Origin of the sequence: Pseudomonas sp. Leaf58, from assembly GCF_003627215.1 — a bacterium.
Taxonomy (GTDB): domain Bacteria; phylum Pseudomonadota; class Gammaproteobacteria; order Pseudomonadales; family Pseudomonadaceae; genus Aquipseudomonas.
This window is the reverse complement of sequence record NZ_CP032677.1, coordinates 1,648,774-1,674,870: the sequence shown is the minus strand read 5'-3', so window position 1 is coordinate 1,674,870 and position 26,097 is coordinate 1,648,774. Positions and strand designations below refer to the sequence as shown.

Genomic DNA, 26,097 nt, shown 5'->3' with positions numbered 1-26,097 from the left:
ATCAGCTTAAGGCCCAGATCGCAAATGAAACGAACCGCGTTCTTCATCTCCGACGGCACCGGTATCACTGCCGAAACCCTGGGCCAGAGTTTGCTCGCACAATTCGAGAGCATTCCCTTCAATAAATTCACCCGTCCCTACATCGATTCGCCCGACAAAGCACGGGCCATGGTCCAGCAAATCAACGCTGCGGCCGAGCGCGATGGGGTACGCCCGATCATCTTCGATACCATCGTCAATCAGGACATCCGTGAGATCCTGGCCACCTCCAATGGCTTCATGATCGACATTTTTTCTTCGTTTTTATCCCCGCTCGAACAGGAATTGACCGCCCATTCGTCGTATTCCGTCGGTAAATCGCACTCGATCGGCGGCAATTCCAACTACATGGAACGCATCGAGGCGGTGAATTTCGCCTTGGACAACGACGATGGGGCACGTACGCACTACTACGACAAGGCCGACCTGATTCTGGTGGGCGTGTCGCGCTGCGGCAAGACCCCCACTTGCCTCTACATGGCCATGCAGTTCGGCATCCGCGCCGCCAACTACCCGTTGACCGAGGATGACATGGAGCGCCTGCAGCTGCCGGCGGTGTTGAAAAAACACCAAAACAAGTTGTTTGGCCTGACCATCGACGCCGACCGCCTTACCGCCATCCGCCACGAGCGCAAGCCCAATAGCCGCTACTCCAGCTTTGCCCAGTGCGAGTTTGAGGTGCGTGAGGTGGAGAGCCTGTTCCGTCGGGAGAACATTCCCAACATCAATTCCACGCATTTTTCGGTGGAAGAGATTTCGGCGAAGATTCTGGTCGAGAAAGGCGTGGAGCGGCGGTTCAAGTAAGCCTGTACCGGCATACAAAAAAGCCCCGGCATCGCTGCCGGGGCTTTGTTTTACCTCACCTCAAGGCTCAGGACGGCACCACCGCCGCCTGCCCGCTCATGGCCAGGTCGACCAGCTCGCGGTTGGCCACCGCGTACATCGCATAGTCGGTGCCCGTAGCATTGCGCAGGTCGTCCAGCATGGCGCGCCAGCGCTCCACCATTACCCGGTGCTGCTCGGCCCACAGCGCCACCCGGGCGTCCATGTCTTGCGGCGCATCGGCCATCTGCAATACCGAGATGGTAATCGCCCGCTGCTGCAGGTCGATGTCGTCGCGGAACGCTTCGCGGGCCAGCGCCTGCCAGTTGTTCTCCACCGGCAGGTTGCTGATTTCCTGCAGGTACCAGGTCAGGTCCAGCGCGCTGCCCACAGCGAAGAACGCCTTGGCCACCTGCGCCGGGTCATGGCCGGTCACATCCGAAGCCTCGATGATCGGCAACAGGGTGTACAGGTGGGTGGTGCCGGCGACCATGCGCGCCAGCAGCTCCGGCACACCCGCATCGACGAAGCCTTGGTAGCGCACCATCCAGCGCTCACGGGTCGGGCCTTCGAGCAGCTCGTCGAGTTTGAGCCCCAGCTGCGCGATTTTCGGCCCGAAGTGCGCGCTGTCGCGCCCAGCGTCCTGTTCGTTACGGCGGCTACGCAGGAACCAGCGGGTAGCACGGCGGCCCAGACGCATCAGCTCGTCCATCAGGGTCAGCTGGATTTCCGCTGGCACCTGATAGTCCAACGCCTCGATCTGGCGGAACCAGTGCGGCAGGTGGAAGATGTCGCGCACGATCACATAGGCCCCAGCGACGTTGGCCGGGCTCATGCCGGTCGATTCCTTCAGGCGCTGGACGAAGGTGATACCCATGTTGTTGACCAGGTCGTTGGCGATCTGGGTGCTGACGATTTCACGCTTCAGGCGGTGGCGGCGCATCGACTCGGCGAACTTGCTGACCAGCGACGGCGGGAAGGCGGTTTCCATGTCGCGGGTCAGGTAGTCGTCGTCCGGTACCAGCGACTTGAGCAGCTGCTCCTTGAGGTCGATCTTGCTGTACGAGATCAGCACCGACAGCTCGGCACGGGTCAGGCCCTGGCCGGCGGCCAGGCGTTCAGCCAGCTGCTCTTCGGACGGCAGGAACTCGATGGCGCGGTCCAGCTTGCCACGGGCTTCCAGGTCGGCCATCAGGCGCTTGTACTCGGCAATCCGCTCGCGGGCGCGGCGGGCTGCCAGCGACAGCGCCTGGGTCTGCTTGTAGTTGTTGCCCAGCACCAGGCCGGCCACTTCGTCGGTCATGCTACCCAGCAGCTGGTTGCGCTGCTTCTCGGTCATGTCGCCACCCTGCACCACTTCGTTGAGCAGGATCTTGATGTTGACCTCGTGGTCGGAGCAGTCGACGCCGCCGGCGTTGTCGATGAAGTCAGTGTTGGTGGCGCCACCCTTGAGGCCGAACTCGACGCGACCAAGTTGGGTCATGCCCAGGTTGCCGCCCTCGCCTACCACCTTGCAGCGCAGTTCATTGCCGTTGACCCGCAGCGCGTCGTTGGCCTTGTCGCCGACATCGGCGTGGCTTTCAGTGCTGGCCTTCACATAGGTACCGATGCCGCCGTTCCACAGCAGGTCGACCGGTGCCTTGAGCAGCGCGTTGAGCAGCTCGGTCGGGGTCAGGCGGTCGGCTTCGATGGCGAAGCGCTGTTGCATCTGCGGGCTGATGGCAATGCTCTTGGCACTGCGCGGGAAGATCCCGCCGCCTTCGGACATGATGCTGGTGTCGTAGTCACTCCAGGCCGAACGCGGCAGGTCGAACAGGCGTTTGCGCTCGGCAAAGCTGGCGGCGGGCTCTGGGTTGGGGTCGATGAAGATGTGCAGGTGGTTGAATGCGGCCACCAACTGCAGCTTGTCGGACATCAGCAGGCCGTTACCGAACACGTCGCCGGCCATGTCGCCCACGCCAATCACGGTGATCGGGTCTTCCTGCACGTTGATGCCACGCTCGCGGAAGTGGCGCTGCACGCCCACCCACGCACCGCGTGCGGTAATGCCCATCTTCTTGTGGTCGTAGCCGGCCGAACCGCCCGAGGCGAAGGCGTCGCCCAGCCAGAAGCCATAGTCGATGGCAATGCCATTGGCGATGTCGGAGAAGGTTGCGGTGCCTTTGTCGGCCGCCACGACCAGGTACGGGTCGTCATCGTCATGGCGCACCACGTTGGCCGGCGGCACCACGCCACCATCCTTGAGGTTGTCGGTAATGTCCAACAACCCAGAAATGAAGATGCGGTAGCACGCCACGCCTTCGGCGGCGATCTCATCACGGCTGCCGCCCAGCGGCAGGCGACGCGGCAGGAAGCCGCCCTTGGCACCGACCGGCACGATCACCGAGTTCTTCACCTGCTGGGCTTTTACCAGGCCCAGCACTTCGGTGCGGAAGTCTTCCTCGCGGTCGGACCAGCGCAGGCCGCCGCGGGCGACATTGCCAAAGCGCAAGTGCACACCCTCGACCCGTGGCGAGTAAACGAATATCTCGAACTTGGGCACCGGCTTAGGCAGCTCGGGGATCAGCTTGGGGTTGAACTTGAAGCTGAAGTACGACTTGTTGTGGCCGTTGGCATCCGGCTGGTAGAAGTTGGTGCGCAGGGTGGCTTTGATCAGGTCCAGGTAGCGGCGCAGGATGCGGTCTTCGTTCAGCACCTGCACGTCGTCCAGCGCGCTCAGGATGGCCTGTTCCAGGCGTAGCTGCTTGTCATCCAGGTCGTCTTGGGTGAGCTTGCGTGCCAGGTAGAAGCGGGTTTTGAACAGCCGGGTCAGCTCGCGGGCAATACCGGTGTGGTTGTTCAAGGTGCTGGCGATGTAGCCCAGGTCAAAGCCTAGGCGGATCTGCTTGAGGTAACGGGCGTAGGCACGCAGCAGCGCCACGTCGCGCCATGGCAGGCCGGCGGTCAGCACCAGGCGGTTGAAGGCGTCGTTCTCGGCATCGCCTCGGACGATGTGGATAAAAGCGTCCTGCAGGGTATCGTTGAGCTGCTGGATATCCAGGCTCAGGCCTTCGCTGTAGGTGAAGGCGAAGTCGTGAATCCAGTACTCGCGGCCACTGGCATGGCGCAGGCGGTAGGGGAACTCACCGAGTACGCGCAGGCCGAGGTTTTCCAGGATGGGCAGTACGTCGGACAGCGCCAGCGGCGTGTCGGCGTGGTACAGCTTGCAGTGCAGGATGCGCTCGCCAACCTGGGTCAGCGGCTGGTAGAAGCTCATCGCCAGTGGTTTGCTTTCCGACAGGTTCAGCACGTGCTGCAAGTCGACCACTGCCGAGTGCGCAGCAAAACGCTCGCGGTAGCCGGCCGGGAAGCCTTTGGGGAAGTCGGCAAGAATATTGGTGCCCTGGGCTTCACCGAAGTTCTCGATCACCAGCGTCGAGTAGTCGTCATGCCACGAGCGGCAGGCCTGGATCACTTCGCGTTCCAGCTGCTGCGGGTCGATGTCGATGCGGTTCTTCGGGTCTACCCGCAAAATCAGCTGCACACGGGCCAGCACCGATTCGGAGAAGAAGGTCCAGAACTCGCAGTCGCTGGCCTTCAGGCGCTCCATCAGCACCTGCTGGATCTTCTGCCGCACTTCGGTGGAGTAGATTTCCCGCGGTACGTAGGCCAGGCAGTAGCAGAAGCGGCCGTAAGGGTCTTTGCGCAGGAACACGCGGATCTTGTTGCGTTCCTGGATCTGCACGATCGACATGACGGTGCTGAACAGCTCGTCGATCGGTGTCTGGAACAGGTCGTCGCGCGGCAGCACCTCCAGCACCTGGGCCAGTTCCTTGCCCAGGTGGGCCTTGGGATCGAAGCCCGAGCGGCGCTCGACTTCAGCGACCTTCACGCGGATATAAGGGATGGCATGCACGCTTTCGCCATACACCGTCGAGGTGTACAGGCCCATGAAGCGGTGTTCCTTGATGACTTTGCCGTCGGCATCCAACTGGCGGATCGACACGTAGTCCGGGTAGGCCGGGCGGTGCACGCGGCTGGGCAGTGCGGCCTTGGCGAACGACAGCAGCAGCGGCTCGTTGAGGTAGGCCACGGCGTAGTCTTCAATGCGCAGCTCGTCGGCCGTCAGGCCCACGCGCAGGCGCCGCGGCAGGCCGAGGAACGACTGTTCGTCATAGACCATCTGGCCGCCATCGGCGTCGCCCTGGACGGTGAACTCTTCGTAGCCCAGGAAGGTAAAGTGGTTGTCCAGCAGCCACTCCAGAAAAGCCTTGACCTCGCCCTTTTCGTGTTGCACCGGGGCAAAGGCGCTTTGTTCCACCTCGGCCACCACTTCCCGCAGCTTGGCTTTCATCGGCTCGAAGTCGGCGACCACCACCCGCACCTCGGCCAGCACCTGCTCGATCTCACGGGCCAGCACCGTCAGCTCGGCGGCGTTGGCGCAACGGTCGATCTCCAGGTACATCAACGACTCATGGCGTACGCCCTCGCCCTGGGTCCCCTTGGGCAGCAGCTCCAGCAGTTCGCCCTTGGGCCCGCGGCGCACGCTGAGCACGGTGGTTTGCAGGGTATGGATGCTGTAGCCGCGGCGGTTGAGCTCGGTGCGTACCGAGTCGACCAGGAATGGCAGGTCGTGGTGCAGCACCTCGACCACGGTGTGGGTCGACTGCCAGCCATTGCGCTCGTAATCGGGGTTGTACACCCGCACTTGCGGGTATTCGGGGTCGAAACGTTCGATGATGCGCCAGGCTGACAGGGTGCAGCCGGCCAGGTCGGAAAGCCTGCGCTGGGTGAGTTCGTCCAAAGAGATGATGCCGAAGAACTGCTCGGCGAACAGCGCAACTTGTGGCAGGGACTGTTCGCTGATGTGCTGCGCCAGGGCCGCTTGCAGTTGATGCTGGAAGTCGGCTTTGCTGGCTGCGGTGAAAAACGCCATCTGTGGTACTCCGCTTGGGCTTTGTAATAGTTGGAGCGTCGCTGCGTGCGCCGTGTACGGATCAACGATAGCCAACCCGTGGCAAGGCGGACGATAAAACCAGGCGGTGAACGTGCGCAGGCACGCCCAGGGCTCGGCGAAGCTTAACGACTGATCGGTCATCTAGGCTTGCAGCGCTGCGACAATTTCGGTCAAGGGGCGGTAACTTTACGTTTATGCCTGCGGGCAAGACTGTCAGAATTCCCCTCCGTTCCCGTTGATCCGAGCCTTGTCCATGCAAATCAATACTGCCCTGCTGTTCGCCACCCCTTGCGATGATGAGGAAGACAACATGGCGACCCTGTGCTGCCACAGCGACAAGGGTCAGATGTTCCTGCTAACCCGCTACCCGGACGAAGACACCGTCGACCTGACCCTGGATGACGAGCCGTCGACGCTGGATGGGCTGAAAGTGACGCTGAGTGCCACGCGCCTGCTGATCGAAGTGGCCGCCGGCGACCGCGATGCGCTGAAGGGCGATGAGGTGTTGGAAATCAACCTGACCAGCGCGCTGAGTGACATGGATGAAGTGAAGGAAACGCTGCAGAACATCCTGGCCGGGACCGGCACTTTTGTCTGCGAGCTGTGAGCCGCGGATTGCGCAGGCAGCACAAGGCTGCGAACTTTGAGCACAATCCCTTGGCGCGCGCCTGGCCCTAATTCAAGGCTGCCTGCATGTCTTGCGCCTGCACCCGCAACGCCTGGCAAAAAGGCTCTACCGCCGCCGACGCTGGCCGGTGGTCTGGCCGGATCAGCATCACCTGGTACGGTACCGATACCCGCAACCGCCGGATCGGCAACCCGCCCTGCGCGGCCTCCAGCCCGCTTAGCGGGTTGATGATCGCCACCCCCAAGCCCTGCCTGACCATGGCGCACACCGAAGCGGCACTGGTGGTCTCGATGACCGTGCGGCGGTTCACCCCCGCCGCCCGAAAGTGCTGGTCCAGGCGCTGCCGGTAGGTGTCCAGGCTGGCCAGGTTGATGAAGTCGACCTCATGGAAATCGCTCAACTCCAACTCGGCCTTGGCCTGCAACGGGTGCCCGTCAGGCAGTACGCACACCATGTTGGCGCTGAACAGCAATTCGCCGTAGGCGCCGCGCGGTATCTGCTCGACCTCGGTCAAACCTAGGTCATGCTGCTGGGCGACCAGGGATTCCTCCAGCAACGGCGACTCCTGCGCCAAAATGCTCACGCTCACACCCCGGTGTTGCTGGTGAAAGCGCTGGCAAGCCTTGGGCAGCAAGGTCTGGGAGAACAGTGGCAGGCAGGTGATGGCCAGCCGGCCCTGCTCGAAATTGCGGATGGCCTGGGCAAAGCGCTCGATCCGTTCCAGGCCGACGTAGGCGCGCTCGACCTCCTCGATCAACAGCAACGCCTGGGCCGTCGCTACCAGGCGCCCACCCTCGCGCTCGAACAGGTTCAGGCCGGTTAGCTGCTCTAACCGCGCCAGCTCGCGGCTAACGGTAGGTTGTGAAGTAAACAGCAAGCGGGCGGCGCCGGTGACACTGCCAGCAGCCATGATGGCGCGGAACACTTCGATATGGCGAACGGACAGCTTCACGGCAACACCCGCTAAGTCAGTAGTGGGTATATCAGATATGAATGGCTGGCAGAAAAATAGCTATTTTTCTGAATTCGCGCTTTGCCGCATGCTCGTGGCCTACCTTTTACGAGTGACGCCACCATGACTGCACCCTTCACCACCCTGGCCGAAGCTGTCCGCCAGCACGGCTCGCCGCTGTGGGCCTACGACGCCGACACCATTGCCGAACGGGTCCAGCAGTTGAAGGTGTTCGACACTGTGCGCTTCGCCCAAAAAGCCAACCCCAACCTGCATGTGCTGCGCCTGATGCGCGCCCATGGCCTGGTGCTGGACGCCGTGTCGCTGGGCGAAATGGAGCGGGCCTTTGCGGCTGGCGCCAGCGTTGATGGCGACCCTGCCGGCGTGGTGCTGACCTGCGACGCCCTCGACCAGGCTACCCTGGAGCGGGTGGTGGCCTCGAAAATCGAGGTCAACGCCGGCTCCATCGACATGCTGCGCCAGCTGGGTGAACGCTCCCCCGGCCACCGGGTGTGGCTGCGCATCAACCCCGGTTTCGGCCATGGCCACAGCCGCAAGACCAACACCGGCGGCGAGAACAGCAAGCACGGCATCTGGCACGAGCAGCTGGGCGAGGCACTGGGCTGCGTGAAAAGCCATGGCCTGCACCTGGTCGGCGTGCACATGCACATCGGCTCCGGGGTGGATTACCAGCACCTGGAGCAAGTGGCCCGCTCGATGATCGAGCTGGTTGGCCGCCTGGGCGTGGACATTGAGGCTTTCTCTATCGGTGGCGGGCTTTCCACCCCCTACCGCAGCACCGACAAGCCGGTCGACCTGCAGCGCTACGCCCAAACCTGGGCGGTGGCGCGCCAGGAAATCGAAGCGATGCTGGGCCACCCGGTGCGCATGGAAATCGAACCAGGCCGCTTCCTGGTGGCCGAGTCGGGCTACCTGGTCGCCGAGGTGCGGGCCGTGAAGCAGGCCGGGCGCAACACCTTCGTGATGATCGACGCCGGCTTCAACGACCTGATGCGCCCGGCGATGTATGGCGCTTACCACCGCATGACCCTGCTTGACGCCAACGGCCAGCCGGTGGACCGCCCACGGCAGCCAACCGTGGTGGCCGGGCCGCTGTGCGAGTCAGGCGATGTGTTTACCCAGGATGACCAGGAACTGACCCCGCATGACTTGCCCCAGGCGCAGGTGGGTGACTTGTTGGTGATCCACGATGCCGGGGCCTATGGCGCATCGATGTCGTCGAACTACAACAGCCGCCCGCTGCTGCCCGAGTTTTTGCTGGAGAACGGGGCGCTGCGGATGATTCGCCGGAGGCAGACCGTGCAAGACCTGCTGAGCCTGGAGTCGGGCCTCTAGTACGTTCATCAGGGCGCAAGCGGTTCACCTGAGGCTGCTAAGGGGCCAAGACCGCGTCATGCGCAGCGCCCATGTGTTGCTCAAGGCGGCTACGTAGCCAGCGCTCGGCCGGGTCGCTGTCGGTGGTGCTCAACCAGACCATGGCCAGTTCCAACGCGCTGGTCTCGAACGGCAGGGGCTCGGCCTGCAGGTTGCCCCAACGCTCCATACCTTGTGCGGCATAGTCCGGGCAGCAGGCCAGCAGGTCGGTACCGGCCAAAATCGCCGGCAACGAACTGAACTGGGGCACCGACAACACCACCTGGCGCTCACGGCCAATTTCTTTCAGCCAGTCATCGACCACCCCCTGCGTGTTGGCGGTGGGCGACACCTGCACGTGCGGGCGCGCGCAGAACTCATCCAGGGTCAGCGGCGTAGCCGATTTGTCGGCCCGCACCACCCTGCCCTGCATCGTGCGCAGCACCTTGCGCTTGGCATTGGCCGGCAACCCCCGAGTCTGGCTGATGCCGACCGTTACATCGCCCGCCGCCAGCAAGTCCGGGATGCGCCAGTAGTCCACATGCTGCACCACCACTACGACGTTCGGCGCCTCTACCCGCAGCGCCCGCAGCAGTGGCGGCAATAGCCCCGACTCGACGTCATCGGACAAACCGATGCGGAAGGTCATCTTGCTGGTCAGCGGGTCGAAATCGTGGGTCAGGCTAAGGGCCACGGACATCGCATCCAGTGCCGGGGTGAGGTGCTTGATGACCTCCTCGGCCCTGGCCGAGGGCTCCATGCGGTTGCCCACGCGGATCAGTAACGGGTCGTTGAACATCGCGCGCAGCCTGGCCAGCGCGGCGCTGACCGTGGGTTGGGCGACGAACAGCTTTTCTGCAGCACGGGTGAGGTTGCGCTCCTGCATCAGGGCTTCGAACACCACCATCAGGTTGATATCGGCTTTGCGCAGTTCGTTTCGGTTCATTGGCGCTCCCGGGCGGTTCTTGTTGTGCGGGTTCAATTCCAGCATCGATGTGGATGGCAGTCGAGCCAAAAAAGCCGCAAGCGGCCAGACCAGCAGGCGTAAACCGCACTGCCAGCGAGCTGTTAAACTGCCAATCATCTTTTGCCCGACAGAGCCAAGGCATGAACCCAACACGCTATGCCACCGTGGCAAAGGACCTGCTGGAAGGCATCACCAGCGGCCGCTACCCGGTAGGCAGCCTGCTACCGACCGAGTTCGAGCTGTGCGAGCTGTACGGTGTGAGCCGGCATACGGTGCGCGCGGCGATCGACCAGTTGCTCGCTCAAGGGCTGGTGTCGCGGCGCAAGCGCATAGGCACCCGAGTCGAAGCCAACAGCCCGCCCAGCGGTTACTCACAGTCACTGGCCAGCGTGGCGGAGCTTGCCCACCTGGCCGACACCCAGCAACGGCAACTGCAGGGCGTGCGCCACTTCGTCGCCGACCTGAGCGAGGCGGCGCGGTTGGGGTTGGTACCGGGGGAGCATTACTTTTGCCTGTCGAGCACCCGCGTCGACCGCCTGCACAATGCGCCACCGCTGGGCTGGACCGACGTGTACGCCCAGCAAGACTACGCCGCGGTCATAGACCTGGCCCGCGAACACCCCGGCCAACTGATTGCAGGGTTGATCGAGCAACACTATGGCCGGGCGATCGCGGTGGTCGACCAGCAGGTGCGGGCGGTGTTGCTGAGCGCGGAAATGGCCCAGCGGCTGAAGGCCGAGGCCGGTGCGCCGGGGCTGAAGATCATCCGCCATTATCGCGAGGAAAACGGCGATCTGATGGCGGTGTCCGAAACCGTGCACCCGGATGACCGCTTTACCCTGGTTACCCAGATGCGCCGGGATCGTTCGCCTGGTTGATGACGTCATCGCGGTGCTGGCGCTGTAGCAGCAACTGTATTGTTCATTACCGCAAACGAGCGCAATCTCGCAGCTCTATTAACATAAGCGCCCAACTTAACTTCAGGTCAACAGGCATGGCAGCGGACAACACACGGATGTTAACCGTAGGTGAAGTGGCCAGACGCAGCGGCGTGGCGGTGTCTGCGCTGCACTTCTACGAGGCCAAGGGGCTGATTGCCAGCATTCGTACGGCAGGCAACCAGCGCCGCTATCCCGCGTTGGTGTTGCGTACGCTGGCAATCATCAAAGTGGCGCAGCGCACCGGTATTGCGCTGGAGGACATCAAGCAGGCGTTCAGCCGTTACCCACCCAACAGCAAGCTGACGGCGGCGCAATGGGGCGAAATGTCGACTGCCTGGCGCGAAGACCTGAACGCCCGCATTCGCACGCTGGAGGCGTTGCGCGACAGCCTGGACAATTGCATTGGTTGCGGTTGCCTGTCGCTGGAAGACTGCCCGCTGCGCAACCCCGAGGATGTGCTGGCCAAGGAAGGGGCCGGGGCGCGGATCCTGGAGGACAAGGCCCGATAAGCCTGTGCGCACCGGCAGGCCCGCGGGGCGCGCTGGGTTCAGTCGTGCTTGCCCAGCACATAGCGGTCAAACTGCTCGATATGCTCGTCCAGGTTGTCTTCGAGCATCATCCGGTACTGGTCGCAGAAATACTTCACCAGCTCCTCCCGGGCCGCAGCCAGTTCCGCGCTGGTCTTGAAGCTGCGGGCGCTCATCCAGGCGTTGAAACGCGAGGCACCGAAGGTCAGGGAAGCACTGACCTTGCCCAGGTCCTCGATTTTTTCGAGCTGCTGGTTTGCCAGTTCGATATGCGCATCGGCGCGGTCATAAAAAGCCTGATCGGTAGCTTGGGTCATTGCGCTTTACCTTGTTGCTGCATTGAAATTAAGCCCAAGGCTGTTTTACAGGTAAAGCGCACGGCGTGAAACTGGCGACGGCCAGGCCCCTCACCAAAGGGCGATGTCGTAGGTCAGGTAAAGGCGGTTGCTGTCCCGCCCCCGGGCGAAATCCGAGCGGTAAACGTAATTGCGCAGTTTTACACCCAGGCCTTTCAGCGGCCCGGCCTGCACCACGTAGGCAAGCTCGGCATCACGCTCCCACTCCTTGACCCCCTCGGCGCCAGCGCGGCCATTGTCGCCACTCAGGTAACGCGCCATGAAGCTCAACCCGGGCACCCCTGCCGCAGCAAAATTGTAGGCGTAGCTGGCCATCCAGGTTTTCTCCTGCTCCTCGATGAACTTGCCGATACCGACGTTGCTGAACGAGTACACCGTTGCACCGCTGATGTACGGCAGCCCCGCTTCACCCTCGAGCTGTTGGTAGCCAGCACCGACGGTATGGCCGGAATGGGCATAGGCCAGCTGGCCGCTGAACATGTCGTTGTCGATGGCGCCACCATAAGCCGCGCCACTGTCGCGGCTCTTGAAGTAGCGCAGGTCCGTGGTCAGCACCCCACCGGCCAATGGCAGGTCGTGTGCCAGCCCGGCGAAATCCTGGCGGTAGAAGTGCTCGAGCTGGCCATGGAAGTAGCTCAGGCGCAGTTGTTTGCTCACGGCATAATCGGCACCGGCGAAACTGAAGTCACCTGACTTGCCACCCCCATAACCATCCAGATAGAGGCCGGTGCTGTCGGATGAATCACGCTGCTTGAAGCGGTCCAGGTGGCCTGCGGTCAGGGTCAAGCCATCGATATCGGTGCTGGTTAGCTGGGTGCCCTGGTACGTCTGCGGTAACAGCCGTGCATCGTTGTAGACCAGCACCGGTGTTTTCGGCAGCAAAGTGCCGTGCTTGACCACTGCCTTGCCCAGGCGTGCCTTGGCGGTTACCCCGGCGCTGGCAAACTCGTCCGCGGCGCGGCCGTCGTCGTGCACCGGCAGAAGCCCCGTGCCACTGCGCCCACGCCCGGAATCCAGCCGCACACCCAGCAGGCCAAGTGCATCCAGCCCCACACCCAGCGTGCCTGGGGTAAAGCCCGATTGGTAGTCGAGCAGAAAGCCCTGAGCCCACTCTACCCGCTCGCTTTTGGCGCTGGCGGCGGCGCGGGCGCTCATACCCTGCTCGTCACGGAAGTTCTCGTTGAAATAGACGTTGCGCAATTGCAGCTTGAGCTTGCTGTCATCGACAAAACCGGCGGCGCCGGCAACGGGCAGCCAGCCGCAAAGCAGGCCACAGGTGGCCCCACGGAACACAGCTCGGGACATGGTCGGTACTCTATTGTTGTTTTCAGTGCGAGTAGGCGTTGGGCACCTGGCAGTGCCCGGCCAGGTTCAGACGAAGAAGGACAGCGCCCCAGTGAGCAACGCCAGCGCGGTGATCACCAGCGATGTGAGCACGGCCCATTTCACGGTGGCTTTCTGGAAGTCGCCGATATCGCGGTCGACCATGCCCACCAACAGCAAGGTCGAGGCCACCAGCGGGCTCATCAGGTGCACCGGCTGGCCCAGCACCGAGGCGCGGGCGATCTCCACCGGGTCGATGCCATAAGCGGCCGCAGCATTGGCCAGGATGGGCACCACACCGAAGTAATAAGCGTCGTTGGACAGCACGAAGGTCAGCGGCATGCTGGTAATCGCCACCACCAGCGGGAACCAGTGGCTCCAGGCTGCGGGAATCCAGTCGACCAGGGTTTGCGCCAGGGCATCGACCATCTTGGTGCCCGAGAAAATGCCGGCGAAGATACCGGCGGCGAACACCAGCAGCACCACCGTCATCGCATTGCCGGAATGGGCGAGGATGCGCTCTTTCTGCAGGTCCAGCTGCGGGTAGTTGATCATCAACGCGGCGACAAAACCGATCATGAACAAGATGGCAGCGTGCATCAGCCCCAGCACCAGGGCGGTCATCACGGCGATCACCAGCACCAGGTTGACATAGGCAAGGCGCGGGCGTTTGTGCGGGTTGTCACCGAGGATTTCCTTGATGTAGCAGTTGCCGCCGCCAGACTGCAGCGCGGTGTTGCCGATACGCCGGCGTTCGGCGCGGCCAAGCAAGTAGGCGGTAAACACTACCCACACAGCGCCACCGATGACGGTAGGCAGCATTGGAATGAAGTATTCGGTCGCATCCAGCCCAAGCGCGGCAATGGCGCGCGTGGCGGGGCCGCCCCACGGGCTCATGCCGCTCATGATGCTCAGCGACAACATCGACACCGTGGCCAGAATCATCGGGTTCATGCCAATGCGCTTGTACAGCGGCAGCATGGCGGCACAGGTGATCATGTAGGTGGTGGTGCCATCACCGTCCAGTGCCACCAGCAGCGACAGCAGTGCGGTGCCAATGGCGATCTTGATCGGGTCGCCGTTGACCCGCTTGAGAATCTTGCGAATCAGCGGGTCGAACAGCCCTGCATCGATCATCAAGCCGAAGAACAGGATGGCGAACAGCAGCAGCGCAGCAGACGGTGCAACCATTTTCAGCCCATCGAGCATCATCTTGCCCAGCTCGGGCGCGAAGCCGCCAAGCACGGCGAAGACAATCGGCACGACAGTCAGTGCAACGATGGGGGACAGGCGTTTACTCATGATCAGGTAGGTGAAGGTCACCACCATGATCAGGCCCAGAAGTGCGAGCATGGTTTGTTCTCTTGTTTTTATTCTCTCTGCGGCCGCCTGCTGCGCAGACGGCCCCCTACCCCACCCGGCGGCACCGGAGGGGGACTTGTCGACAAAAAGGATCAGGGCATCGCTGTTCAGCCGTGACGGCGCGCCTCGACGGCCCATTCGGGCGATTCAGCAACCGGGCTTGCCAGCGGTTCGCCGTTCAGGCGGCGGTGAAGGGTTTGCCGGTCACAGGCGTTTTCCGACAGCGAAACCACCACCGTTGCCACTGCGTTACTGGCAAGGCTGGTCAGGGCGCGGGCTTCCGACATGAAGCGGTCGATGCCAATCAGCAGCGCCAGGCCAGCCAGGGGGATGTCGTGGATCACCGACAGGGTCGAGGCCAGGGCGACAAAACCACTGCCGGTGACACCTGCCGCGCCCTTGGACGACAACAGCATGATCGCCAGCATGGTCAACACTTGGCCCAGGCTCAGGTCGATGTTACAGGCCTGGGCGATGAACACTGCCGCCAGCGACAGGTAGATGGCCGTCCCGTCCAGGTTGAACGAGTAGCCGGTGGGCAACACCAGGCCAACCACACCTTTCTTGCAGCCAAGCTGCTCAAGCTTTTCCAGCATGCGCGGCAGCACCGGCTCGGTCGAGGAAGTGCCCAGCACCACCAGGAACTCTTCGCGGAAGTAGCGCAGCAGCTTCCACAGGCTGAAGCCATGGGCACGGCAGATGCCACCCAGCACCACCAGCACGAAGAAAGCGCAGGCGATGTACAGCGTCCCCACCAGTTTAGCCAGCGAACCGAGCGAGGTGATGCCGTACTGGCCCACGGTGAACGCCAGTGCGCCGAAAGCACCGACCGGGGCAAAGCGCATCAGGTAGCCGAAGATACGGAACACCATGGTCGACGCCGATTCCAGCACATCCAGTACCGGCTTGCCCTTCTCGCCCATCGACGAAAGGGCAAAACCACTCAGCACGGCAATGAACAGTACCGGCAATACCTCACCTTTGTTGAACGCACCGACGAAGGTGTCCGGAATGATGTGCATGAAGAAGTCCACCACGCTCAGCTTGGCGGCCGAGGCGGTGTACTGGCTGAGGCCTGCGGTGCTGAGGGTAGCGGGGTCGATGTTCATGCCAACCCCGGGCTTGAACAGGTAGACCGCCGCCAGGCCAATCACCAGGCTGACCACCGTCAAGCCCAGGAACAACAGCAGGGTCTTGCTCATCAAGCGCCCGAGGGAGCGCTTGTCGGTCATGCCGGCGATGCCGGTGACGATGGTGCAGAACACCACCGGCGCGATCATCATCTTGATCAGCTTGATGAACGCATCTCCCAGCGGCTTGAGGGCCACCGCCTGTTGCGCCCAGAAGTGCCCGACCACCACGCCCAACAGCACGGCGCAGAGGATTTGGAAGTACAGCGATTTGGCGAGTCTCATGAGGCATCACCCATTGTTGAAATTGTGCGGATGCGCTTGGTGCGAATTTACAGCGTTGGAATACCGCCTGGGCTATCCCGCCAACCTGCGGAATGTAGGGGCGTAAACAAAGCCTGAGAAGAGCCGTCGAGCGGTTCGCACCACCGAGGCCTGGATGGTCTTGCCATCGGCGCCACTGCGCGACAGCGCCACATCGATGCCACCGCTTGGGTGTTCCAGGCGCACCTCGGTCAATTGCTCGGCACCCTCGCCCAGCAGGTCGCCGATCACCGTGCCTGGGCTGACGCAGGCTGTCGCCAGCCCTACCGCGCCCGTGATGGCCAGCGCGCGGTGGCAGTTGTGCGGCATGAAGTAGCGAACCTGCAACGTGCCGTCAAAGCGAGGCTTGGACACTAGCACCGGCTTGGGAATGACCATGCCGCTGACATCGCCCAGCCCCATGGCCTTGCCGGCTTGCAGGCGCAAGGCTTCAAGGCGCTTGAGCAGCGGGCCATTGGCGTCGAGTTCGGCCGGGGTTTCCGAGCCAGTAATACCCAACTGGCTGGCCTCGACCACCATCATCGGCATGGCCATGTCGATGCAGGTAACGGTCACCCCGTCGAGCACATCCTTGGCCTGGCCGGTGGGGAACAGCTTGCCGGTCTTGCTGCCCACGGCGTCGAGGAAGGTCAAGTGTACCGGGGCAGCAGTACCCGGTACGCCATCGATCGCCGTGCGGCCTTCGTAGCGCACGATACCGCCGGGGGTTTCCACCAGTGAATTGACGAAGGTGCCGGTGTTCAGGTTGCGGATACGTACCAGCGTCTTGCCTTCCTGCCCCTTGACCAGGCCCTGCTCGATGGCGAACGGGCCAACCGCGCACAACATGTTGCCGCAGTTGGGGGCAGTGTCGACCCGGCGCTGGGCGACCATGACCTGGACGAACAGATAGTCGACGTCGGCGTCGGCATGCAACGACGGGCTGACGATCGCAACCTTGCTGGTCTGCGGGCTACCGCCACCGATGCCGTCAATTTCCAGCTCATGGCCGGAACCCATCAGGTTGAGCAGCAATTCGTCGCGCTCGACCACATTGGCAGGCAGATCCCAGGCATGGAAAAACGGCCCTTTGGAGGTGCCGCCGCGCATGAGTACGCAAGGAATTCGTTGCATGATTTCGCACTCTAGGTGATCAATGGACATCATTGATGCTGTGGGCAAAAGAGTGACAGGGATGGATAAATCATTCCAATGCAAATATCGTAGCGATTATTGCTTTTCACAAAATAATCCTCCGTCAGTCGGGCTAGGGTTTTCTTATGGAATATGAGCTTCAAGACATTCGATCTTTCGTGAAAATCGCCGAACTTGGCAGCTTTCACGAAGCTGCAGAGGCACTTCATCTTTCCCAGCCGGCGCTGAGCCGGCGGATCAAGAAACTGGAGGAAGGGCTGGGTACCTCGCTGCTCGAGCGCACCACCCGTCGTGTCAGCCTGACCAGCGTCGGGCGTGACTTTCTGCCCAAGGCCCGGCGCTTGCTGGACGACTTCGAGGACTCCATCCTGAGCATCCGCGAGCTGGCAGAACGGCAAACCGGCCAGGTCACCCTGGCCTGTATTCCAACGGCGGCGTTCTACTTCCTGCCATCGGTGATCCGCGACTACAACGAGCAGTACCCGAAAATCCGCATCCGCCTGCTCGATCTCAGCGCCAACGAGGGGCTTGAAGCGGTGCTGCGTGGCGAGGCCGACTTCGGCATCAACATGATGAGCGGGCAACACCCGGACATCGAGTTCGTCTCGTTGGTGCAGGAGCACTTTGTATTGGCCTGCCGGCGCGACCACCCACTGGCCGGCCGTGAAGCCGTGACCTGGGCCGAGCTTGCCGACTACCGCCTGATCGGCGTTGGCCGGCTGAGCGGCAACCGCATGCTGCTCGACCACGCGCTGTCTGGGCTCAACCTGCGCCCCAAGTGGTTCTACGAGGTGCAGCACCTGTCCACCTCGCTGGGGATGGTCGAGGCCGGGCTGGGCGTGTCCGCCATGCCCAGCCTGGCCATGCCCAACGCTGACCACCCCACCCTGGTTAGCGTGCCACTGATCGAACCCCAGGTGACCCGCACCCTGGGTTTGGTCTACCGGCGCGGGGCCTCGCTGTCGCCTGCCGCAGAAAAGTTCGTCTCGATCCTGTTGGAGCAGTGGCCCAACCGCTGAGTGGGTGCGGCCGTAAGGCCGACACCCGGTTTTGGCTAACGCTGCTGCCGCGGCGCCCATGGCTCAGTCCCCACCCAGGCCAAGCGTGTCGGGGCGGCGCTTGTCGATGGCGAACTTCAGCAACGCCGCGCTGCGGAACAGGCCGTGGGCGAACTTGCCATAAGGCAACGTGATGAACAGCGCCATCACCGTGCCCAGGTGGATGGCCAACATTATCGCCATAGCCCCGGTGTCGCGCAGCGCCAGCAAAGCCAGCCCGCTGGCACTGACCAGCAACAGCAGCAAGATGAAGGCTCTGTCCATCGGCCGTTGGGCGGGGTCGCCGTGTTCCGGCGCACGTCGCAGGTTCAGCAGCAGCAGGCCCGCCGGGCCAATCAGCAAACCCACCCCACCGGCGGTGCCGAGCAGCACCGGCAGGCTCAGCAGCGGGTAAGGCGCGGCCAGGCCGAGCAAGTAGTGATAACCGGTAGCCACCACCGTGGCCGCGAAGCACAGCATGAAGCCGTAGAAGGTCAAGTGGTGGAAGCGGCGGCGCCACTGGGTGTAGCGATCGTCCTCATTGTTGCAGCCCTGGCCATGCCCACCGTCCAGGTACTTAAGTGTCAGCACTGCCGTCGAGGCCTCGAGTACCGCACCATCGGTGGCCGGCGCCTGGCGTTCGGCGGGCGACACCTGGCGCCAGAACTGCCTTACCGCTACCGCCAGCGCCACAGCGGCCAAGCTGAATACCCCGCCAAACAGCAGTGCCAAGGTGTTGTGCGGGAAAACCGCATAGAAATCGCCCGCCAGCCGCCCCGGCAGCAAGGTGCCGTTGACAGACAAGGCCAACAGCAGGAACAGCGACAGCGCAACGGCAAGCGCGCTGGCGACATACACGCCATTGTGCCGATACAAACGGCCGAACGCGGCCGGCCAGGCATAGTCGGCGTAGGTCTGGCCGCGCACCTTGGCCATGGCCTGGGGCACGTTCACCGCGAACTCATGCGGCGCCGCGTATTGGCAGGCGTGCAGGCAGGCGCCGCAGTTGTGGCACAGGTTCGCCAGGTAATGGATATCGGCCTTGGCAAAGGTCAGCCGGCGGGTCATCGCCGGGAACACCGCGCAGAACCCTTCACAGTAGCGACAGGCATTACAGATACTCATCTGCCGGTTCACCTCCTGCTCGTCCAGGTTCAACAACGGGATCAGGCCCGGGCCTGTTGCAGCAGGGTCGTAATGGCGGGGTTCAGGCAGTTGCGCGGTCATGGCGGGCCTCGTCAGGGGAAGGAATGCGCTGGGCGGCGGCAGCAGCGTGGGTGCCGGCAATGCGGCCGAAGGCGGTGCCGATGGACATGCCGACACCTGCGGTGTAGCCCTTGCCGAGGACGTTACCGGCCATCATTTCACCGGCCACGAACAGGTTCGGGCTGCGCCGGCCAGCGAAGTGCACGGCGGCGGTCTCGTCGGTGCGCAGGCCCAAGTAGGTAAACGTGACGCCTGGGCGCAGTGGGTAGCCGTAGAACGGCGGTGTATCGAGGGGCCGGGCCCAGTGGCTTTTCGCCGGGGCAACACCGACGGTGTGGCAGTCGTCCAGCCGGGTATGGTCGAAGGTGCCGCCCTGGCAGGCCTGGTTGTAGGCCTGCACCGTGTCGAGAAAGGCTGCCACCGGAAGCCCAAGCAGGCCTGCCAGCTCTTCGAGCGTGTTGGCTGTGGTGCCCGGAAACACCGGCGGCATGAACCGGCCCAGGGCCTTTTGGTCGATGATGGAAAACCCCACTTGGCCAGGCTGATGGGCCACCAGCCGGCCCCAGATCGCATAGCGCTTGGGCCAGAAGTCTTCGCCCTCGTCGTAAAAGCGCAGCCCGTCGCGGTTGACCACCACCCCCAGCGACACGCAGTCGATCCGTGTGCAGATACCGCCGTCGTACAACGGCGCGCGGGCATCGATGGCGACCATGTGCGCTTGGGTCGGGTCGCCGATGGCGTCGGCCCCCTGGTCGATCATGCGCCGCAGTAACACCCCCTCATTGAACCGGGTACCGCGCACCAGAAAATTGTCCGCCGGCCACTCGCCGCGCTCGTTCTGCCCCCACGCCTCACGCAACCAGGCGCGGTTGGATTCGAAGCCACCGGCGGCCAGCACGCAGGTACGCGCCTGGATGCGCTCGGCAGGCAAATGGCGCCCCGCCACCTCACGGGCGGGTACATGGGCGGCAACGAAGCGATCGCCGTGCAACTCGATGTCGCACACCGGCGTGTCGTAGCGAATCTGCACGCCCAAGCGCTCGGCACTGCGGAAATAAGCGTTGACCAGCGCCTTGCCGCCGCCCATGAAAAAGGCGTTGGTACGGGCCGTGTGTAATGCCCCAGACAACGACGGCTGGAAATGCACCCCGTGGCGGCGCATCCAGCCCCTGCAGTCGGACGACGCCCTGATCACCAGCCGGGCCAGTTTTTCGTTGGTCTGGCCGCCGGTGACCTTGAGCAGGTCTTGCCAGAACTCCTCCTCTGGGTAGGCGTCGACCAGCACATCCTGCGGCGCATCGTGCATGCAGCGCAGGTTGCGGGTGTGTTGGGAATTGCCACCACGCCAGGCGCGCGGCGCGGCCTCCAGCAGCAGCACACTGGCGCCCGCCTCACGGGCCATCAGCGCCGCGCACAAGGCAGCGTTGCCGCCGCCAATGACAAGCACATCGATCATTTTGCCTCCAGGTCTAGAGGAGCCAGAACGGTCGGTGTGCTCCTCGCGGACCACGGAATCTAATGACACCCTGCACCTGTCGAAACCCGGCTAGTGGGGGGTGGTGTTCAGTTTTTCTAAAGGGTGCGCGGCACCTACGTGGGCTTAAAGCAGGTGCGCCCCTGGCCATTGACCATTGGCGACCAAGTCGCGGGCTACCTCATGCAGCACAATGCGCGCCGCAAGCGCCGCAGGCGAAAGCTCGTCTTCACTCAGGCTGACCACCAGGTTGCGGCGCTGCGCCTGGGCATCGTCGATGGCGAAAACCCGAACGCCCGCCTGCACTGCCCGGGCCACGGCTGCGCCAGGCTGCAAGGTGGCCGCATGGCCGGCCGCTACGCAGTCCATGAGCAACGACAGGCCATCGACCTCCATGACGATGTTGGCTTCAAGCCCCGCCCGCACGAAAATAGCCTGCAAGGTCGAGCGCAAGCCATGCTGGGTGCTGGGCATAACCAGCGGCAGCGTGGCGATTTGCTGCAACGTCAACGATTCGCCCCAGCCGCGCTGCACCAGGGGCGACGGCACCAGCGCGAACAACCGCTCCTGCAGCAAGGGGCGTACGTCCAGGCGCGCCCCCGCCTCCAGCTGAAACAGCACTGCCAGGTCCAGGTGGCGGGCGTTGAGCTGGCTCACCAGGTAGCCCGAGAGCATTTCTACCAGGTGCAGTTGGATGTCTGGGTAGCGTTGGCGCATGCGCTCGATCAGGGCAAGGCCCAGCACCGATGCGGTGGTCGGCGCCAAACCGACGCTGACGTAGCCGCTCATGCGCCCGCTCTGCGCTGCCAGTTTGGCGTGCTCGGCCTGACGCAGCGCCAGCCGCGCATGGTATTCAAAGGCAAGGCCCGCTGCGGTCGGCGCAACGCCGGTACTCGAGCGTGTCAGCAAGCGGGTGCTGAGTTCACTTTCAAGCTTTGACAGCTGCTGGCTCAGGGCGGAGGCGCCCACCCCAAGCTCGAGCGCGGCCCTGCCCAGGCTGCCGTGCTCCAGCACACTCAAGAAGTAGCGAAACTGGCGTAACTCCACATTGACCTCACGATGCCTCGACCCTGCCCCCATTGTACGCATGATCGGCAACTCGAATGGCAATGCCGCCAAGCGCAGTGATGACACATCGCTTGCAAATGACACCTTGTGTCATTAGTATCAGCCATGTGTCCTGATGACGCCCACGTCCATCAGCAATCCTTCGCCCCTTTGCCATGCAGGTACCGCCCATGACGACCACCATGCAGACCCCCAAGGACCAGCTGGTCAAGCTCGCCCAGCAGCAGATGCAGACGGCGCTGGCCGATAGCACCTACACCACGCGGCAGAAACTCGCCCTCACCTGCCGCATCCTGTTCGACGGCGGCCACGACTCTGGCCTGGCTGGGCAGATCACCGCACGGGCGCAGGCGCCGGGTACTTACTACACGCAACAACTTGGCCTGGGCTTCGACGAAATCGCCGCATCCAACCTGCTGGTGGTGGACGAGGACCTCAACGTGCTGCAAGGCCGCGGCATGGCCAACCCGGCCAACCGCTTCCACAGCTGGCTGTACCGCGCCCGGGCCGACGTCAACTGCATCATCCACACCCACCCGCTGCACAGCGCCGCGCTGTCGATGCTTGAAGTGCCGCTGGCCATCTCGCACATGGACCTGTGCCCGCTGTTCGACGACTGCGCGTTCCTCAAGGAATGGCCGGGTGTACCGGTGGGCAACGAAGAAGGCGAAATCATCGCGAAGGCGATCGGCGACAAGCGCGCCATCCTGCTTTCCCACCATGGCCTGTTGATCGCTGGCCGCTCGATCGAGGAAGCCTGCGTGCTTGCCCTGCTGTTCGAGCGCGCGGCAAAAATGCAGCTGCTGGCCATGGCCGCCGGTGACATCCGCCCCATCCCCGCAACACTGGGCAAAGAAGCCCATGACTGGATTTCCACCCCCAAACGTCATGGCGCCGCGTTCAGCTACTACGCGCGGCGTGCCTTGCGTGCCCACGGCGACTGCCTGGGCTGACTGAAGCAGTACTCTTTCTCAACAATGGCAGAGGTGCCTGGTATGTCTACACCTGTAATTCGCGGCGTTATCGGCTACACCATCACGCCCTTCACGGCTGACGGCACGCTTGACCTGGAGGCCTTGGGCACGTCCATCGACCGCCTGATCGCAGACGGCGTGCACGCCATCGCACCGCTGGGCAGCACGGGCGAAGGCGCCTACCTGGCCGACAGCGAATGGGAAGCGGTGGTGCGCTTCAGCCAGGCGCGCATTGCCGGCCGCGTGCCCAGCGTGGTCAGCGTGTCCGACCTGACCACTGCCCGCACCGTGCAGCGCGCGCGCCTGGCGCAGGCATGTGGGGCCACGGCAGTGATGGTGCTGCCCATCTCCTACTGGAAGCTCACCGAGGCCGAAGTGCTTGCCCACTACGCGGCGGTCGGCGCAGCCATCGACATCCCGATCATGCTCTACAACAACCCGGGCACCAGCGGCACTGACCTGTCCGTGGAGCTGATCCTGCGCATCCTCGCTGAAGTGACCAATGTAACCATGGTCAAGGAAAGCACCGGCGACATTCAGCGTATGCACCAACTGTTCAAGGCCACCGATGGCCAGGTGGCGTTCTACAACGGTTGCAACCCGCTCACCCTGGAAGCCCTGGTGGCTGGCGCCAGCGGCTGGTGCACCGCCGCCCCCAACCTGATCCCGGCACTGAACCTGGCGCTGTGGGACGCGGTGCAGCACGGCGACCTGGCCGCAGCCCGCGCACTGTTCTACCGCCAGTACGAACTGCTGGCATACATCACCCGCCGTGGCCTGCCCACCACCATCAAGGCCGGCCTGAACATGCTCGGCCAGGACGTTGGTGCCCCGCGCCTGCCACTGCAGCCGCTGGATGCGCAAGGCAGCAGCTACCTCAAAGGGCTGCTTGACCAACTGGCCAGCTGAGCCTGAGACCTGCCCGGCAGTATGCGCTGCCGGGCAGTCTCTCCCACAGGGCGCCCGCTAACTCACCGAGTTATGCGCTGCTCTTACGCCTGACAACTACCCGAGGCAACCATGGACGCGCCTATACAACGTTCTTCAACCCCGCTACGGCTGGCAGACATCCTCCACCCCGTGGTAGCAGGCATCGTGTCGGTCATCGTCAACTACGGCGGCACTTTCATCCTGGTGTTCCAGGCAGCCAAGGTGGCTGGGCTTAGCCCCGAGCTGACTTCGTCGTGGGTCTGGGCCGTGTCGATCGGCGTCGGCCTCAGCGGCTTGGCCCTATGCTGGTACAGCCGCGAACCGGTGATCACCGCCTGGTCCACACCTGCCGCTGCGTTTCTGGTTACCGCGCTGGCCAGCGTGCCCTATAGCGACGCCATCGGCGCCTACCTGCTATCCGCCGCCGGCTTCGTGGTGCTGGGGCTGACTGGGTGCTTCGAGCGCTTGGTGCGGGTCATCCCCGGCGGGATTGCCGCCGGGCTGCTGGCGGGCATCCTGTTGCAATTCGGCATTGGTGCATTCGCCGGCCTGTCGGTTGACCCCGCCCTGGCCGGGCTGTTGATCGCGGCTTATGTGGCGTTCAAACGCTTTACCGCCCGCTACGCGGTAGTTGGCATTCTGCTGCTGGGCCTGGGCTACCTGCTGCTCCAGGGCCAGCTGGGCCTGGCAGGGCTCACGCTGGCGTTCGCCGCGCCGGTGTTCACCGCGCCCACCTTTTCGCTAAATGCCGCCCTGAGTGTGGCCCTGCCGTTGTTTTTGATCACCCTCACTGGCCAGTACATGCCCGGCATGCTGGTGCTGCGCAACGACGGCTTCAAGACCAGCGCCAACCCGATCGTGGCGGTTACCGGCCTGGGGTCGTTGCTGATGGCGCCGTTCGGCTCGCACGCGTTCAATATCGCCGCCATCACCGCTGCCATCTGCACCGGCAAAGAAGCCCACGAAGACCCGGGCAAGCGCTGGGTCGCGGGCATCGCTGCCGCTGTTTGCTACATCTTGGTAGGGGTGTTCGGGGTGACCCTGGCCAGCGTGTTCATGGCCCTGCCGGCCACCTTCATCACCACCTTGGCCGGCCTGGCCCTATTGGGCACCATCGGCGCCAGCCTGGCCAGTGCAATGGCCGATGCACGTTCGCGCGAGGCGGCACTGATCACCTTCCTGGCCGCCGCTGGCAACATCAGCTTGTTCGGCATTGGCGGGGCCTTCTGGGGGCTGGTCATTGGCCTGCTGGCCTATGCCGTGCTGAACGGCCGCCTACCCGGCTTCAGCCGCTCGCCCCGCTGAGCGGGCCTTCCCCCCTTGCCATGCGCCCGCTGCGCCCACCGCTCAACAGGTATAGACATGCCCTACGCTGGCCCTAAGCTACTGACTCAAATCGCTGCCGTGCACTTTGTCAGCCATGTGCACATCATGCTGATCCCGGCGCTGCTGCCCGTGCTCCCCGGCGTGCTCGGGGTGGGTTTCGTCGAACTCGGCGTGGCCCTGGCCGTGTTCAACATCACCAGCGCCCTGGTGCAGGCGCCGCTGGGCTATGCCGTCGACCATTACGGTGCGCGCAAGGTGCTCAAGGCCGGCTTGCTGCTGGGCAGCCTCAGCTTCCTGCTGATTGCCGCGAGCCCCGGCTATCCGCAACTGCTGGTGGCGATGGCCATGGCCGGCCTGGCCAATGGCGTGTACCACCCGGCCGACTATGCCCTGCTGGCCAACGGCATCGAACAACGCCGCCTGGGGCGGTCGTTTTCGATCCATACCTTTGCCGGCTTCCTCGGTTCGGCAGTAACGCCAGCGGCGTTTCTCGGCATCGCGGCCGTGTTCGGTACACCAGCAGCCCTGGCAGCAGGCGCGGCAGCCGGGGTGGCTGCCTGGCTGCTGATATCGGTGCCGGGCAGTGGTATCTATCAAGTCACCAGGCCTGACACCCAAGGTGGCGGCGGGCCCGCTGCAGTGGGCCGGGTGCGCTTGTTCACGCCCATGCTCGGGGTGCTGACGCTGCTGTTCATCCTGCTCAACCTGAGCACCAGCGCCATCGAAAAGTTCTCCGTGGCCGCCCTCGTCCAGGGCCAAGGCTTGACCCTCGCCTGGGCCAATACAGCGCTCACGGCCTTTCTGCTCAGCAGTGCCGTGGGCGTGCTGTGCGGTGGGGCCTTGGCTGACCGCACCCGGCGCCACGGCCTGGTGGCGGCATTGGCCTTTGCCCTGGCCGCTGGGTTGACGACGCTGGTGGCCCTGGGCCTGCTGTCGGGCTGGGCATTGGTGCTGGTGCTGGGCGCTATTGGCTTGCTGACCGGGGTCATCGCCCCGTCGCGGGACATGCTGGTCAAGGCGGCAGCTCCGCGCGGGGCGGAAGGCAAAGCCTTTGGGCTGGTCTCGACCGGCTTCAACATCGGCGGCGCCCTCGGGCCGGTGGCGTTTGGCTGGATGCTCGACCAGCGCCTGCCCAATGGGGTGTTCGTGGCGTCGATCGTGTTCATGCTGCTGACCGTGCTGTTGACCCTGGCCCAGGAGGCGTACCTGGCCAAAAGGCGCCGACAGCCGGCCTAGGCCGTGGGGCTGCCGGTGCTTGCAGCCCCCC

21 protein-coding genes are annotated in these 26,097 nt (G+C 63.7%); 10 read left to right on the top strand and 11 right to left on the bottom strand.

All coding sequences use genetic code 11. The features are described 5' to 3' along the window. Positions 1-24 precede the first annotated feature (24 nt). Positions 25-843: a pyruvate, water dikinase regulatory protein gene (locus DV532_RS07820; protein ID WP_056806344.1), complete on the top strand. Its 819-nt coding sequence runs from the start codon at positions 25-27 to the stop codon at positions 841-843. 67 nt (positions 844-910) lie between these two features. Here the strand turns inward: DV532_RS07820 and DV532_RS07815 are convergent, their stop codons facing one another. Next, positions 911-5,776: an NAD-glutamate dehydrogenase gene (locus DV532_RS07815; protein WP_056806342.1), complete on the bottom strand. Its 4,866-nt coding sequence runs from the start codon at positions 5,774-5,776 to the stop codon at positions 911-913. Between the two features lie 274 nt (positions 5,777-6,050). On the opposite strand from DV532_RS07815, the gene DV532_RS07810 reads away from it, so the two are divergent. After that, positions 6,051-6,404: a hypothetical protein gene (locus DV532_RS07810; RefSeq protein WP_056806339.1), complete on the top strand. Its 354-nt coding sequence runs from the start codon at positions 6,051-6,053 to the stop codon at positions 6,402-6,404. 67 nt (positions 6,405-6,471) lie between these two features. Here DV532_RS07810 and DV532_RS07805 read toward each other — a convergent pair whose 3' ends face one another. Then, positions 6,472-7,377, bottom strand: coding sequence for a LysR family transcriptional regulator (locus DV532_RS07805; RefSeq protein ID WP_056806336.1), 906 nt, complete (start codon positions 7,375-7,377; stop codon positions 6,472-6,474). Between the two features lie 123 nt (positions 7,378-7,500). On the opposite strand from DV532_RS07805, the gene lysA reads away from it, so the two are divergent. After that, positions 7,501-8,733, top strand: coding sequence for a diaminopimelate decarboxylase (lysA, locus tag DV532_RS07800; protein WP_056806333.1), 1,233 nt, complete (start codon positions 7,501-7,503; stop codon positions 8,731-8,733). Between the two features lie 37 nt (positions 8,734-8,770). Here lysA and DV532_RS07795 read toward each other — a convergent pair whose 3' ends face one another. Then, positions 8,771-9,742, bottom strand: coding sequence for a LysR family transcriptional regulator (locus DV532_RS07795; protein ID WP_056806330.1), 972 nt, complete (start codon positions 9,740-9,742; stop codon positions 8,771-8,773). 116 nt (positions 9,743-9,858) lie between these two features. Here DV532_RS07795 and DV532_RS07790 point away from each other — a divergent pair, with 116 nt between their 5' ends. Both DV532_RS07790 and soxR read left to right on the top strand, forming a co-directional pair. Further along, entirely contained in the window at positions 9,859-10,596 is a 738-nt protein-coding gene (locus tag DV532_RS07790; protein WP_056806328.1) for a GntR family transcriptional regulator, read from the top strand. Positions 10,597-10,712: 116 nt separating this feature from the next. After that, complete coding sequence (gene soxR, locus DV532_RS07785; RefSeq protein WP_056806325.1) at positions 10,713-11,168, top strand: redox-sensitive transcriptional activator SoxR; 456 nt, start codon at positions 10,713-10,715, stop codon at positions 11,166-11,168. A 38-nt stretch (positions 11,169-11,206) separates the two neighbouring features. Here soxR and DV532_RS07780 read toward each other — a convergent pair whose 3' ends face one another. From DV532_RS07780 to DV532_RS07760, 5 genes are all read right to left on the bottom strand, one after another. Beyond that, the gene (locus tag DV532_RS07780) at positions 11,207-11,503 is read right to left on the bottom strand and encodes a DUF3144 domain-containing protein (protein ID WP_056806322.1); all 297 of its coding nucleotides are present in this window, start codon (positions 11,501-11,503) and stop codon (positions 11,207-11,209) included. Positions 11,504-11,593: 90 nt separating this feature from the next. Then, positions 11,594-12,847, bottom strand: coding sequence for an OprD family porin (locus tag DV532_RS07775; protein WP_056806319.1), 1,254 nt, complete (start codon positions 12,845-12,847; stop codon positions 11,594-11,596). 66 nt (positions 12,848-12,913) lie between these two features. Then, positions 12,914-14,218, bottom strand: coding sequence for a CitMHS family transporter (locus DV532_RS07770; protein ID WP_056806316.1), 1,305 nt, complete (start codon positions 14,216-14,218; stop codon positions 12,914-12,916). 116 nt (positions 14,219-14,334) lie between these two features. Continuing rightward, positions 14,335-15,642, bottom strand: a complete 1,308-nt coding sequence (locus DV532_RS07765) for a dicarboxylate/amino acid:cation symporter (RefSeq protein WP_056806313.1) — start codon at positions 15,640-15,642, stop codon at positions 14,335-14,337. Between the two features lie 72 nt (positions 15,643-15,714). Continuing rightward, complete coding sequence (locus tag DV532_RS07760; protein WP_082477173.1) at positions 15,715-16,794, bottom strand: 4-oxalomesaconate tautomerase; 1,080 nt, start codon at positions 16,792-16,794, stop codon at positions 15,715-15,717. A gap of 146 nt (positions 16,795-16,940) precedes the next feature. Between DV532_RS07760 and DV532_RS07755 the strand changes: the two genes are divergently transcribed. Then, the gene (locus DV532_RS07755) at positions 16,941-17,834 is read left to right on the top strand and encodes a LysR family transcriptional regulator (RefSeq protein WP_056806308.1); all 894 of its coding nucleotides are present in this window, start codon (positions 16,941-16,943) and stop codon (positions 17,832-17,834) included. Positions 17,835-17,897: 63 nt separating this feature from the next. On the opposite strand, the gene tcuB is transcribed toward DV532_RS07755, so the two are convergent. The 3 genes from tcuB to DV532_RS07740 form a co-directional block, all read right to left on the bottom strand. Further along, entirely contained in the window at positions 17,898-19,079 is a 1,182-nt protein-coding gene (gene tcuB, locus DV532_RS07750) for a tricarballylate utilization 4Fe-4S protein TcuB (RefSeq protein ID WP_056806305.1), read from the bottom strand. Beyond that, entirely contained in the window at positions 19,060-20,514 is a 1,455-nt protein-coding gene (gene tcuA / locus DV532_RS07745) for an FAD-dependent tricarballylate dehydrogenase TcuA (protein ID WP_056806302.1), read from the bottom strand. The genes tcuB and tcuA overlap by 20 nt, the downstream gene beginning before the upstream one ends. A 144-nt stretch (positions 20,515-20,658) precedes the next feature. Then, a complete protein-coding gene (locus DV532_RS07740) occupies positions 20,659-21,579 on the bottom strand; it encodes a LysR family transcriptional regulator (protein WP_056806299.1) in 921 nt (306 codons plus the stop codon). Positions 21,580-21,770: 191 nt separating this feature from the next. Between DV532_RS07740 and DV532_RS07735 the strand changes: the two genes are divergently transcribed. The 4 genes from DV532_RS07735 to DV532_RS07720 all read left to right on the top strand — a co-directional run bounded on the left by DV532_RS07735 (position 21,771) and on the right by DV532_RS07720 (position 26,066). After that, positions 21,771-22,553: an aldolase gene (locus DV532_RS07735; protein ID WP_056806297.1), complete on the top strand. Its 783-nt coding sequence runs from the start codon at positions 21,771-21,773 to the stop codon at positions 22,551-22,553. 42 nt (positions 22,554-22,595) lie between these two features. Next, on the top strand, positions 22,596-23,483 hold the full coding sequence (locus tag DV532_RS07730) for a dihydrodipicolinate synthase family protein (protein WP_056806294.1): 888 nt from the start codon (positions 22,596-22,598) through the stop codon (positions 23,481-23,483). A gap of 111 nt (positions 23,484-23,594) precedes the next feature. Continuing rightward, the gene (locus DV532_RS07725) at positions 23,595-24,809 is read left to right on the top strand and encodes a benzoate/H(+) symporter BenE family transporter (RefSeq protein ID WP_056806291.1); all 1,215 of its coding nucleotides are present in this window, start codon (positions 23,595-23,597) and stop codon (positions 24,807-24,809) included. Between the two features lie 57 nt (positions 24,810-24,866). Next, positions 24,867-26,066 carry an MFS transporter gene (locus tag DV532_RS07720; RefSeq protein WP_056806288.1) on the top strand — a complete coding sequence of 400 codons (1,200 nt, stop codon included), beginning with the start codon at positions 24,867-24,869 and terminating at the stop codon, positions 26,064-26,066. Positions 26,067-26,097 lie beyond the last annotated feature (31 nt).